This is a genomic window from Bradyrhizobium sp. PRIMUS42, assembly GCF_023006515.1.
Classification (GTDB): domain Bacteria; phylum Pseudomonadota; class Alphaproteobacteria; order Rhizobiales; family Xanthobacteraceae; genus Bradyrhizobium.
Window position 1 is genome coordinate 16,395 of the sequence record NZ_JALBGZ010000022.1, and the last position, 11,117, is coordinate 27,511.

Consider the following 11,117-nt stretch of genomic DNA (forward strand, 5'->3'; position numbering starts at 1 on the left):
AATCCGCCCATGCCGAAATCCGAACTAGAACCGCTTCATCTGCGCCGCATCGATGCCGCGCGCAATATGCGGCGGTTTTATGCGCTGTCCACGCAGTCGACCTTGTTCGGAGAAATGTCGCTGATCCGCAATTGGGGCCGGATCGGCACGAATCGCAAGTCCATGGTGCAGACCTTCGATGGCAGTGCGGAGGCGGTCGAAGCGTTCGGACGGCTGGAGCGCGCCAAGCGGAGGCGCGGTTACGCTACAGTTGACGAAAAGCTGTCACCGTCAGGCAATTTCTGGGGGATTACGGCTCCGCCTGCGATGCCGACTCTGTCTGTTCCGCAGCCTTGATGTCAGACGAGCAAGACCGAAACAAAACGGAGCTCGCCCCATGGCCACCGATGAGATCGCCGAAAAGATTGCAGCCCAGAACGACCTGACAAAGGCTCAGGCGAAAACGATCGTCGATGGCGTGTTCAACGCGATCGCTGATGCGGCCGTAAGCGGAGCCGAGACGAGACTTCCTGGGTTCGGCAAGTTCAAAGTCAAGGATAGCCCCGCGCGTGAGGGCCGCAATCCGTCGACCGGCGCAACGATTGCGATCGCAGCTTCCAGGAAGCTGACTTTTACGTCTGCCAAAGCCATCAAGGATGTCCTGAACGGAGGAGCGGTCCCTAACGACGGTGCAGCGTAAGGCCGCAAGAGGAGGGGGCTTATGCCCCCTCCTCGGCTGCGAGCGCTTCGTCGCGTTGGCGGATGAGTTCGGCCAATTCGATTTCGAGCGCCTTACGCTCCGCCGGCGTAAACAGGCATTCGCGGAGCTCGGCGCGCAATTCTTCGATAGTGTCGATGGTCATGATCGCATCTCCGGTCGAAGGGAAGCAGGCTCCGCCTTGCGGCGGAGCCCACTGGCTGAGCTTCAGTCCCGGTTCGGCCGGGACCAGATCAGTTGGAGGCCTTCCGCACCTTCGACCTCGGTCAGGGTGGCGTAGATCGGAGCGGGGAAGCTCGGATCGTCCAGCTTGACGGAGAGGTAGTCGCGCTCGGTGTCCTTCGCGGTCTTCTGCCAGGCCGCACCCAACTCGACGTTGCCCGAGTAGATGCGGAAGTGCGGTCCCTTGTCGGAAGGATTCTCGACGCGGATCAGCTTGGCCTTGACGTTGAGGTTGAGCGTCTTGATCGCGCCGGAGAAGCCATTGCCCGTGGAGGTGAAAGTGCCGATGGTAGCCATTGTCTCATTCCCTTGTTTTCTCGGGCCGCGCCTATCGCGACCTCGATGGCGGTCGTGAGACCGGAGGCGATCGACCTGCACCCGCAGGGCCGAAATGAAATGGAGGGCGGCCGGTAGCGACTTTCTTGGACCGCGAGGAATGGCGCGCAGCGCCAGGGGAAGAAAGTCGTGGACGGACGTAGCAGGGACAAGATCGAGAGCCCGCGAAGCGGGATCGGCCTTCGGTCAGACCAGCCTCTATCGAGGACGGAGATGGGTGCGCCCGTCGCGAAAACACATGGAATGAGGACAGGCGGCCCTAGTCGGTTCGGCCATTCGGAGCTCAAGCCAACGGCGCGTCAGCAAGACGCAGTTCACCTCAGGCAGGCCACCTAGGCACCGCGCCATCACCTGCAAGGGAGATCGTTGCTGTCAGTAAATATCGGCGCACCTGTTGAAGGCGCCACGGCAAGATCTAAAACGAGGCTCCGACCCTCTCGCCATGTGGATGCACCTCGCCCTCCGCATCAACGCGACCTGCCTACAGGGCGTGAACAGATGGTAGCGTCGGTGGACAAGCCGGACGCTACCTCCGCGACGATACCGCCGGCGCGCGATGGGACGACGCTGGTGGTGCGGGTTGCACGACACAGCGTTGGATCGGTTCGTGAGCGCAATCGGCCTCCGCAGCAATCCGGCTCCCAGGCTCGAATTCGACTCGAACGTTATTTGGCCGGCGGCCGCAGCGGGCTTTCGGCCCACTTCCGGGCGGCGGGATCGCGCAGCGGATCGTCCTCGCAGACCAGGCAAACGTAGCGCGGCCGACCGGGCGCGACGTCGTCGGGCACGGCCGTCATCGGCTTCCCGCGCTTTGGGCACAGCTTCCGGCTCAGGTAGTGCGGAGTCATGGTTTTTCCCTGCCGGAACCAGCTTAGTTCCCGGTGCACCGCGAGCACAAGTAGATCGCCGATATTACCCGCATGCACCAGACCGCTTGACGCGGAGCGCGTCTCACACTGAAATCCGGTTTTCAGTGATGTTGCGGGGGGTGGCGTCGTGGAAGAATTTTACAGGGGCTTCGCACAGCGGGCGCGCGATCTGGCCGAGAACGCGGACCCGTTCACCAAGCGGCGGCTACTCGACCTGGCCCAGCGATACGATCTCAAGAGCAGACCGGGAGCCCCGGGCGGTCGAACCCTCCCGCCGCCGCGCGCGATGCCACCGACGGCGCTGTTTTCCGGGTCCGGCGAAGCCTAAGACCTAGTCCGAGCGCGGCCCGATCGCCGGTTTTCGGTGTCTTCATCGAGCGGGACGAGTGTTCACGACTGCATAGCCGCCAAAAGGGAGAACAGCAGACCGGCACCGCAGAAGATCGCGATGGGGCCTTCGGCCTTGCTCTTGGCCCGGAGCCGTTCTGAAGAAATACAGCCGGGACCGTTGTTGCAGCCAACTCGCGCGCTCGACGCAGAACTGAACCGCGCAGGCGCATACGCGGCGCGAGGAGTCATCGCCTGCGCCGCGCGATCTCGTCAGCGACCATGCCTTGCGCCCGCACCAGCCGGTCATGCAGGGTCTCGAACATATCGAGGATGTCATCATTGGGTTCATTCTTGCCCTGTTCGATGGCTTCGGCGATGAGTTCATCGAGGGGCGTCTCCTTCAATTGGCCCTTCTCCAGAAGCTCTTCAAACAGGCCATCGCTGGTCGGCTGCGGTTGGATGCGACCGTCAGAGTTGCACCAGACGGTGAATGTCTGTTGTCCCAGAACGGCGTTCTCGACCATCTCCGCATCCAACGGGACCAGCGTCCCCCAAGCTTCGCCCGCCTCGTCGGCGAACCCTGCCACGTACATCCGTTGCTCCACGGCGTCTTCATCGCGAAGCTGGAAGAACGGCGTGAGCATGATTGGAGGGCATTTTGCCATGACGATCTCTCCGAACGGCTTTGCGCCGACTCAGTGCAGCAGCCGGGCCAGCGGCGGCACCTTCGATCACACGAAAAAGGCAAGGTCTGGGAGCGGCACCTCATCGCCTCACGCCCGCTGCTTGTCTCGCCGCCGGGAATTGATTTGCGCCATCAAGATCGGGCCAAGCGAAAATTCGCCGACCTCAGCTTTTCGCGTCAGACCGCGCAGATAACCACCGGCGGAATTGATCGCCGTCCCGCGCTGCAGGATACACGCGACGACGATGGCTGCGGGGACCTCGCCCATGACCGCTTGCGCCTCCTCCCAGGCGCTCGGACTGATCCCCAGCATCGATCGTACAACGGCCGCGGTGGCCAGGAGATCGCGCCAGTTCGAAACCCCACCCTTCGCATAATCGACGATGTCCGGGCACGCACTCAGGACCATTCCTAACGGATAAGCTCCCTCCCCGACTCGCGATGGTTGAGGTTTTGGCTCAGCTCCCGCCGCCCTGCCTTCTCGAAGGACAGGTTCAAGATCAATAGGGGCGTCTGGATTTGAATTCTGTATGTGGCGCTCAGAATGGGACTCATTGGCGCTCGGATTCTTGGAGTTGATGTGCGCTTCCAAAAGATTGAGCACGTCGTCTGCAAGTTGCGACAGCTCGTCGGCGATCGGCTCGAGCTGCTGGCGCGTGGCAGTACGCGGAATCTGATCGACGATCCCGCGGAAGGCGGCGTGCACGACCTGCCAATCGGCAGGCCCCTGCCCTCCCCTCCGCGTCGGGACGGCTTCCTCGATGCCTGTTGCAATCATCTTCGCGATGTCGCGCCGGCACAGCGTGATCCGTTCGCGCACGAGCTTGAGGGCGCGGGCCTCGGCTTCGATATCAGCCGCCAGGCGCTCAAACTCCTCAGAGCGCACGACGAGCGGTGACAGGTCGAAGCCGAAGGCGAGCTCGATTTCGCCAGCATTGTCCTTCCGCGCATACCGCTTCCCATTTGGACTGTCGCGCCGAACGATCAGTCCCGCGTCGACCAGCACAGCGAGGTGACGCCGCAGCGTTGATGCCGGCATGCCATGCGCCCGCCGGCTGAGCTGATGGTTCGACGGGAAGACAATCAGATCATCCTCTCCTGTGAGCGCGGTCTCAGGATGGAAGGTCAGGAGCGCATTTAACACCGAGAGCGAGCGCTCCGAAACGCCAAGGCGCGGTCGTGCCGTGCAGATGGCGTGGAAGATCTTCCACTTGTGCACGATCTTTTCGGGAGGACGTTCGGTTGTGACCATCTGGCTTGCCACATGGGCAAGCGTCAACGATCGCCGCCCAAAAGGCGTCGTTGGGGAGTGTGACTGCATATCTTTGCCTCAGCTGGGCAAAGAAAACCTGCTCGCCGAAACGACGATAAAATCGCGTAGAAACTCTTGACTGCGATTCGCGAAAGTGATTCTCTGTCAGTCGCCAAACTTGAAGAGAAGGCTTCCGGAACTCCGTTTCGGGGGCCTTTTTTCTTTCCCTTGTCTGCTCCTGGTTCGTGTTTACGGGACGAGGCCGTTAGGCCTCGCTAGTTTCCTGGCCGCCACTCGTCTTTGAAAAGGCGTCGAAGATGGCCGGGAGTTGGTCCACAAGAAATGCCGCGAATGTCACCGAGACATTCTTGTCGATGGTAAGCTTCAATTCGCGCTCGATCTGACGCACGTGCGCAATCTTGTCCCCGGATGCGGAAAAGACTGGCTTCTCTTCCGATGGCTTCGATGTCCCCGCGGGAGATGGACGGCTTGCTGTTGAGAATGCAGCGAGAAATCGCGCGTCGGTTTCCCGTTCTGCAAATTTCGGGTCAGCGATCACCGCTCTGACACGTTTGAGCGCCGCGGCATCCTTGAGTAATTCAGCGAAGGACTGCCAGCGGCCGCGGCCAACTTTCGGAGCCTTCCCGATTGCTCGAACGACTTCGGGTGGAACCGATCGAGCGACGGCAAGGAGTTTCGAAGCCTCAGCCCGATCGATCGACAACGCATCCTGCACGATTGACCGGCTATGCCCGGCATCTTCGATATGCATCGCGAAGCTGGCGCGCTCAATGAAACTCAAATCCTCGCGCGGTGCGTTCTCGAGTCCTTGCGCCACGACAAGGGCTTCATCAGACAGCGATCGCAGGATCGCTTTGACGGAAATACCCAATTCGCGCGTGGCGCGGACGCGGCGATGACCATACGCGCTTTGATAGCGCCCTTTTGCTTCAGGATGCTCCCGAACGAGAATGGGCACCTCTTGGCCACGCTGTGCGATCGACTGTTTGAGTGCTTCGAACGAGCTATCGTCATTGTCGCGAAACCGGTCGGACAGGGGTGACGGATCAATAAGCGAAGGGTCGATTTCAAGGATCACAGCCCCAGACGCGATTCTTTCGCGAAGCTCCTCGTTCTCCTTCTCGACTTCGGAAAAAGAATCCTTCAACGAGCGGACCGAGCCCGACGAGACCCGCGGCAAGGCAGCGGGCACGTTGTCAGCTGACAACGTGCTCGATTGCGGGGCCGTGAAAAGGCTCTTGATAGTGTCAGTACGTTTGCTCATCGACCCCACACCTTCTTAAGAAGTTGCGCGATTTCGGCATTGACCGCGTCGACTGATTCCAACGCGCGGTCGTAGGCGCCCCGCCCTACCGCGCCGCGCTCCAGCTCATAAAGTGATTGCTTGGTGAGGCCAGCATTGGCGATTGCAGTCGATTTCCAAACAGTGGCCTGGAGCACATCCGATCCAAAGAGATTACGAAGGAGGGCCACGATTTGAGCTTCGGGCACGTCGTTGGGATCGTGACGCGTGATGACGTACCGGATGAAGTCGTGGTCGAGTCGCCCGCCGGCTTCCTCGATGACGGACATGAGATCCGACGTCATGAGGAGAAATTGGCTCATGGATGCGACATCGACCATCTGCGGATGGATGGTCACGAGCATCGCGGTGGCCGCGTTTAGCGCGCCCATGGTCAGGTAACCAAGTTGGGGTGGGCAGTCGATAACGACGACATCGTAGTCGTCGGCAACCTGGTCGATGGCGCTGGCGACTCGGCGAAAGAACAGGTCGTGTCCGCGTTCACGCCGCTCGATCATTGCGCGAGGCGTGTGGTGCTCGAACTCCATCAGCTCAAGATTGCCCGGAACAAGACCGATCCCGTCAAAGTAGGTCGGCCGAACGATGTCGCGCATCGGCCGGCGGTGCTCGTCATACCGGATGGCACCGTAGAGAGTTTCATTCGCCCCAATATCAAACTCGGGCTGGTACCCGAACATCGCGGAGAGCGACGCTTGCGGATCGAGGTCAATGGCAAGGACCCGAAAGCCGGCAAGGGCGAGGTATTGGGAAAGATACAATGCCGTCGTCGTCTTGGCGGACCCGCCCTTGAAGTTGGCGACGGTGATAATTTGGAGCTTGTCGCCCGGCTGGCGGCGCGGGAGAAATTCCGACGCTTCTCGGGGCCGCGCCGTGGCTAGGTAGGCGCGCAGCTCATGAATCTGAGCCAGGGTATAGGATCGGCGGCCTCCAAGTCCGGTCGCTGGGGTCGGTCCAAGTCCGTCGAGGGAGAGCTGTCGGAGATAACCATCGGAGACGCGGACAATTCGCGCAACCTCCCCTGAGGAGAACGAGCGGAGAGACTTACTGGCTGAAGGCGGGAAAAGCGTTGTCGCCAGCGAGCGAAGCTGGCCGGAAAGGATGCCGGCGTGCCGGGTGATCCGGGCAGACGCAGTCTCGCTCATGGTAAGTGAATCTTCCGCTAAGCTCGGCATTTGCTTTCTCAAGACGGTTTCTGCACGTCAGACGCCTGATCTCCGTCTTGAGAGATGGCCACGATTCTATGATTTGAGCAAGAATTAAAGGGTTAACGAGTTGTTAACGCTCAATGGCGCTCTGCCCACAAGCAATGGGGGCTTTTCGGCGCCTCGTGCAGCTGTTGTCAGCTGACAACAAAGCCTCCAGCGACCGGACGGAACTCTACTTTAGCATGAGTCGGCGCCCCCCGCTCCCGCCGCTGCATCGAAGGGTGCAGCCATTGTGCATCGTCTCGATCAAAGAGACCCTCCCGCGCAGCTCGCAAAGTGCTCCGAACCGTCCCCCTCCCCCATTCTTGCCGGCGCGGGCCGCCGCGACATTATTCACCGCGGATGATGTGATGGCACGCTGCATCCAGCCTCCGTCAACCCGCTTCAGCCGCCCTCGTCAGCGACACGAGCCTTGCAGCGCCCGCGTTGGACGGGCGAAGAGTCGGCAACGTCGGCTCATTATTCCCGAGCCCCTCGCAGATGAATCGGGGACTTCCCCGCCTACGCTGTACCGCCGCCGGGCAAACACGCTGTCGACGCTTCGGTCCGGATCTGCTGGACAATGCCCCGCCCGGCGCGCCGCGAGCGGATAATTAGAGGCAGTTTTCCTTGGTATTGAAATACCATCGTCGCCAAACTCTGCCCAATTCACGACGCTGGATAAACGCCTCTTGCAACGGGGACTTTCTGCGGCGGCGCCGCGTTCCCGTGTGCCGCCAACGGCGGGTCCTGGGTGCCCATCCCGTTCGCGACCGCGACCGGATAGGCGACCTGGACTCGGTTCGCCACCTCGGCCGGGCACGACCAAGCAGCAGAGAACTGGCCTCGCCCGGCTCGATTGTAATGGCAGTGACTTGGCCCGGCTTCGGACAGTCGGCCGAGGCGACGTCCATCGCCAAGCTTGAGATGCGCTTGGTTCGGCGCATTCGCACGCAGGGGCGCGCGGCATCGCTGGAGTTAGGGATGGGGCCATCACATGCGACATTGGGATGACCCGGGCGAAGGGTGAATCGACCTCGCGGCGGACTGTCCTAATCGAGTTCAACAAGACGAGGCGCCCAGTGCCGAAGGCCAGCCGCTCCTTTGGATAGCAAGCAGCAAAGCGGCCGCACCGAGCCTCGGCCCGATGGGAGATCCGCAGAGATCCGAGCTGCGAGCCACTCCAACATAGCGACATCGGACGGGCGGAACTCTTGCCAGATAACAGCGCCCCGGGAAGAGGTTGTTGTCAGCTGACAACGGGGGTTGCCTGGGATGGATGTTGTCAGCTGACAACATCTCCCTGTTGCGCTGGCTCCCAATGCCATTCAGCACAGGCTCGCGGGAAGCACCAAAGAGGAGGGGTGGCATTCATAGAGTGCTAACCTTAAAAATTCGGCCTCGGAGGATTTTCGCGCCAAGCTTCGAGATAGGCGAGGTCCGAGGCCAGCGCCCGCAGACTATTCTCGCCATGCCCTCGCGCGCGAGGTGCTTCAGCGTTTCGACGTCGTCGTCGGTCAGGAGCGCGGCGAGCCGGTCGCGCCGTTCCATCGGCAGGATCGCCGAGAGCGCATCGAGCTGCAGCGCCCGCCGGGTTTCGGGGTCGGAGATCAGGGGCGGGAGGTGATGTCGTCCATCGGCGTTGCTCAGTCAGAAGCCGTAAGTTCGATCCGCCCAGCGCAGCAGCACGCGGGCGTCGGGGTCGGGCAGGCGCACGCGCTGCGCCTTCAGGCCTTGCGCAATCGCCAGGCCGACGTCGGGATCGACCCAGTGGCCGTGGATCATCAGGAAGAACCAGCCGAAGGGCAGGCTGATCTCGCGGTCCACGGCCTCGATCCGGTCCATCAGGATATGAATGGACGCATCCTTTGGCGGCGCGAGGCGCTCGGCCAGCGGCTGCAGCGGCCGGGGGACAAAGCCGACTTCGCGCTCTCCCTTGTGCGTATAATCGCGGACATCGAGCGCCCAATGTTCGAAGACGCGATGCGGCCTGGCGCTCGAGTCCTCCCAGTCCCGAAAGAACCGTAACTCCCGAGGCACGTAGTCGAACCAATCCGGGACCGCTTCAAGAAACGGGGTTTCGCGCGTCCCCCAAGGTCCGACTTCGCGAATGACACGCCCCTCCATCTCAGGCCGCTTGGCTTCGCGTTTCTCGCGTTCGATGCGGCCGCAACGATCGAGAAAACTGCGAACGTGGATCACCGCGCCGCCGGCTCGGCCGAGGAGGCGATAGACCGGACCGGCCAGGCGATCCGACTGAGGCGGCTGATCAGTGCGGGGCCAGCTCGGATCGAGCAGTTCCTCTTGGCCAAACGGGCGGTAGTTCGGATTGACGATGGGGCCGGCTCGCCATTCGATTTCTCGCCCGAGCGCGATCTGAACATAGTCGGCTGCGCCTGGCCCGGTCGGCGCGAAGACAAACGCGCCGGTGCCGCGCCACTCGGTGATCTGCAGGTCCGTCTCTTTCAGGCGGCGCCAAAGCGCATCGATGGCGCCGCCGTCCTTGGCGAGCTCCGCCGTCATCCAGGGCCGCAGTTCGCCAATCCGCGTGCCATCCGGTCGAATTACCGAACGGGTGTCGCGCCAGTAGTCATCGTCGATCCGCGCGACGCTGAACTGAAAACCTTCGAAGGCGTGGGCGAGCGCTGGGACGAGGTCGTCGTCAGCTGAGGCCGGATCGAGGTCTGCGAGGACGGCCTCGATTGAACCAGCGTCAGGGAGACGGAGAGGGGAGGCGTTCATCGACTATTGACCATAAAAGCCGCCTCACACGCCGCGAGGGCCGTGCGCCTTTAGCGGGATTGCCGCGATTTCCGTGGCGCGCGAGCGGCAGGCTGCGCCCCGTCGCCCTGAGCGGGGGCCGAATCGGCGGCGCCCAGGACCTTGTTGGTCCTGCCAATGGCGCAACCGACCCTTCCCTCTGTGTATCCGAGATGATATATACGGATACACTCCACGATCTAGAGGAATGCGCATGGCTTTCCACATCAAGAACCCGGAGACCGATGCGCTAGCCCGCAAGGTGGCGGCGCTGAAAAAAATCGGCCTCACCGAAGCCGTGCACGCCGCACTCGCCCATGAGCTCGAGCGCGAGCAGGGCAAACCGTCTTTGGTCGACCTCGGCGTCCAGTTCTGCCGGGATCTGCGCGCCAAGGGCAATCCGGCGCAGGGCCAGCCCGCCGACAAGGCGTTCCGCGACAGCCTGTATGAGGACACCTGATGTTCATCGACGCGTCGGCGCTGACTGCGTTGTTGACCGACGAGGACGAGGCGCGTGAGCTTTTGGCCCGCCTGCAGCAGACCGGAACGCGTCTGACCTCGCCGCTGGCGGTGTGGGAGGCGGCGGTCGCGGTGGCGCGCGTGTTGAAACTTTCGGTCAGCGCCGCCGCGGAGGCGGTCGAAGACTATCTCGCGCTGATGGAGATCGCCGTGGTAGCGGTGCCGCCGGAGACGGCACGGATCGCGCTCGACGCCTTCGACCGGTACGGCAAGGGCCGGCATCCGGCGAGCCTCAATTTCGGGGACTGCTTTGCCTATGCCTGTGCCCGGCATCTGGGCCAGCCCTTGATGTTCAAGGGCGGCGACTTTCCGCAGACCGACATCGAGGCCGCCTGAGGCAGCCGCCAGGCCGTCCCTGCAACCGGAAGGGCAGGGGACTTTGTCTTCCGGAACGGCAAAGCGCCTCAGCATGGCGGGCTCACGGGCCGATCGGGTGCCCAGACGATGCGATGTCCGGGGCTCCCCAGAGCTCAGAATCACTGATTTGCGCCGTGACGTCCAACCCTATCGATAAGGGCTGGTTATCGATAGTGAGCGGTTGCCAGGAACATGCCTCGCTATGACGGAACCCAAAGCCATGTTAGCTTCCGTTTCATCGTTTCCTGTTAAGGTTATCAAGACCTTGTCGCCGAGCTACAAAATCCCCGATCCGCTGCCCTGGGCCCAGCTCGCCGGGCCGCTCGCCGCCGCCGAGGATTCCCTGGCTCGCCTCGACGAGCGGTTGGCGAGAAGCCCGATTCGCGACGGTTGGGTCGCGCGCACCCATTATACTGATGCCTGCGCCAGTCTGTGGCTGGAAGGTGAGCTCGTCCATCTCGAAGATCTGGTTCTCCACGACGCCGGCATGGATATCCGCGCCCCGACCCACGAGTTGACGCGAGCCCGTGCCGTGCTGCGGACGCGCAGACGCATCGCCGACGCCAAACCCGGCTGGGCGCT

At 62.3% G+C, this 11,117-nt stretch carries 13 protein-coding genes and 2 pseudogenes; 6 read left to right on the plus strand and 9 right to left on the minus strand.

The window, feature by feature from the left end; genetic code table 11:
* Window positions 1-9: 9 nt before the first annotated feature.
* Window positions 10-336, plus strand: coding sequence for a WGR domain-containing protein (locus tag MOV75_RS04390; protein ID WP_247004984.1), 327 nt, complete (start codon window positions 10-12; stop codon window positions 334-336).
* A gap of 40 nt (window positions 337-376) precedes the next feature.
* Entirely contained in the window at window positions 377-679 is a 303-nt protein-coding gene (locus MOV75_RS04395) for an HU family DNA-binding protein (protein WP_247004986.1), read from the plus strand.
* A 19-nt stretch (window positions 680-698) separates the two neighbouring features.
* Here the strand turns inward: MOV75_RS04395 and MOV75_RS04400 are convergent, their stop codons facing one another.
* The 3 genes from MOV75_RS04400 to MOV75_RS04410 form a co-directional block, all read right to left on the minus strand.
* Window positions 699-842: a hypothetical protein gene (locus tag MOV75_RS04400; RefSeq protein WP_247004988.1), complete on the minus strand. Its 144-nt coding sequence runs from the start codon at window positions 840-842 to the stop codon at window positions 699-701.
* 62 nt (window positions 843-904) lie between these two features.
* A complete protein-coding gene (locus MOV75_RS04405; protein WP_018273795.1) occupies window positions 905-1,216 on the minus strand; it encodes a DUF736 domain-containing protein in 312 nt (103 codons plus the stop codon).
* Window positions 1,217-1,920: 704 nt separating this feature from the next.
* Window positions 1,921-2,103: a hypothetical protein gene (locus MOV75_RS04410; RefSeq protein WP_247004990.1), complete on the minus strand. Its 183-nt coding sequence runs from the start codon at window positions 2,101-2,103 to the stop codon at window positions 1,921-1,923.
* Window positions 2,104-2,251: 148 nt separating this feature from the next.
* On the opposite strand from MOV75_RS04410, the gene MOV75_RS42610 reads away from it, so the two are divergent.
* Window positions 2,252-2,452: a hypothetical protein gene (locus tag MOV75_RS42610; RefSeq protein ID WP_247004992.1), complete on the plus strand. Its 201-nt coding sequence runs from the start codon at window positions 2,252-2,254 to the stop codon at window positions 2,450-2,452.
* 247 nt (window positions 2,453-2,699) lie between these two features.
* Here the strand turns inward: MOV75_RS42610 and MOV75_RS04420 are convergent, their stop codons facing one another.
* The 6 genes and pseudogenes from MOV75_RS04420 to MOV75_RS04445 all read right to left on the minus strand — a co-directional run bounded on the left by MOV75_RS04420 (window position 2,700) and on the right by MOV75_RS04445 (window position 9,641).
* Window positions 2,700-3,098, minus strand: a complete 399-nt coding sequence (locus tag MOV75_RS04420; RefSeq protein WP_247004994.1) for a hypothetical protein — start codon at window positions 3,096-3,098, stop codon at window positions 2,700-2,702.
* 129 nt (window positions 3,099-3,227) lie between these two features.
* A complete protein-coding gene (gene repC / locus MOV75_RS04425; protein WP_247004996.1) occupies window positions 3,228-4,460 on the minus strand; it encodes a plasmid replication protein RepC in 1,233 nt (410 codons plus the stop codon).
* A 196-nt stretch (window positions 4,461-4,656) separates the two neighbouring features.
* Window positions 4,657-5,676: a plasmid partitioning protein RepB gene (gene repB / locus MOV75_RS04430; RefSeq protein ID WP_247004998.1), complete on the minus strand. Its 1,020-nt coding sequence runs from the start codon at window positions 5,674-5,676 to the stop codon at window positions 4,657-4,659.
* Window positions 5,673-6,887, minus strand: a complete 1,215-nt coding sequence (repA, locus tag MOV75_RS04435; RefSeq protein ID WP_024342299.1) for a plasmid partitioning protein RepA — start codon at window positions 6,885-6,887, stop codon at window positions 5,673-5,675. The genes repB and repA overlap by 4 nt, the downstream gene beginning before the upstream one ends.
* A gap of 1,435 nt (window positions 6,888-8,322) precedes the next feature.
* A pseudogene (locus MOV75_RS04440) lies at window positions 8,323-8,536 on the minus strand (integrase); the annotation flags it as partial.
* 13 nt (window positions 8,537-8,549) lie between these two features.
* Window positions 8,550-9,641, minus strand: a complete 1,092-nt coding sequence (locus MOV75_RS04445; RefSeq protein ID WP_247005000.1) for a hypothetical protein — start codon at window positions 9,639-9,641, stop codon at window positions 8,550-8,552.
* 232 nt (window positions 9,642-9,873) lie between these two features.
* Here MOV75_RS04445 and MOV75_RS04450 point away from each other — a divergent pair, with 232 nt between their 5' ends.
* From MOV75_RS04450 to MOV75_RS04460, 3 genes and pseudogenes are all read left to right on the plus strand, one after another.
* Complete coding sequence (locus tag MOV75_RS04450) at window positions 9,874-10,119, plus strand: type II toxin-antitoxin system VapB family antitoxin (protein ID WP_011931108.1); 246 nt, start codon at window positions 9,874-9,876, stop codon at window positions 10,117-10,119.
* Window positions 10,119-10,514 (plus strand): type II toxin-antitoxin system VapC family toxin, encoded by a 396-nt coding sequence (locus MOV75_RS04455; protein ID WP_247005002.1) that lies wholly within the window; start codon window positions 10,119-10,121, stop codon window positions 10,512-10,514. Before MOV75_RS04450 ends, MOV75_RS04455 begins: the two co-directional genes overlap by 1 nt.
* Before the next feature lie 223 nt (window positions 10,515-10,737).
* Window positions 10,738-11,117 (plus strand): annotated as a pseudogene (locus MOV75_RS04460) (hypothetical protein); the annotation flags it as partial.

Bases quoted from the DNA above. Each gene is read 5' to 3' on its own strand.
- MOV75_RS04390 (WP_247004984.1), top strand. From the start codon at position 10: ATGCCGAAATCCGAACTAGAACCGCTTCATCTGCGCCGCATCGATGCC.
- MOV75_RS04395 (WP_247004986.1), top strand. From the start codon at position 377: ATGGCCACCGATGAGATCGCCGAAAAGATTGCAGCCCAGAACGACCTG.
- MOV75_RS04400 (WP_247004988.1), bottom strand. From the start codon at position 842: ATGACCATCGACACTATCGAAGAATTGCGCGCCGAGCTCCGCGAATGC.
- MOV75_RS04405 (WP_018273795.1), bottom strand. From the start codon at position 1,216: ATGGCTACCATCGGCACTTTCACCTCCACGGGCAATGGCTTCTCCGGC.
- MOV75_RS04410 (WP_247004990.1), bottom strand. From the start codon at position 2,103: ATGACTCCGCACTACCTGAGCCGGAAGCTGTGCCCAAAGCGCGGGAAG.
- MOV75_RS04420 (WP_247004994.1), bottom strand. From the start codon at position 3,098: ATGCTCACGCCGTTCTTCCAGCTTCGCGATGAAGACGCCGTGGAGCAA.
- repC (WP_247004996.1), bottom strand. From the start codon at position 4,460: ATGCAGTCACACTCCCCAACGACGCCTTTTGGGCGGCGATCGTTGACG.
- repB (WP_247004998.1), bottom strand. From the start codon at position 5,676: ATGAGCAAACGTACTGACACTATCAAGAGCCTTTTCACGGCCCCGCAA.
- repA (WP_024342299.1), bottom strand. From the start codon at position 6,887: ATGCCGAGCTTAGCGGAAGATTCACTTACCATGAGCGAGACTGCGTCT.
- MOV75_RS04445 (WP_247005000.1), bottom strand. From the start codon at position 9,641: ATGAACGCCTCCCCTCTCCGTCTCCCTGACGCTGGTTCAATCGAGGCC.
- MOV75_RS04450 (WP_011931108.1), top strand. From the start codon at position 9,874: ATGGCTTTCCACATCAAGAACCCGGAGACCGATGCGCTAGCCCGCAAG.
- MOV75_RS04455 (WP_247005002.1), top strand. From the start codon at position 10,119: ATGTTCATCGACGCGTCGGCGCTGACTGCGTTGTTGACCGACGAGGAC.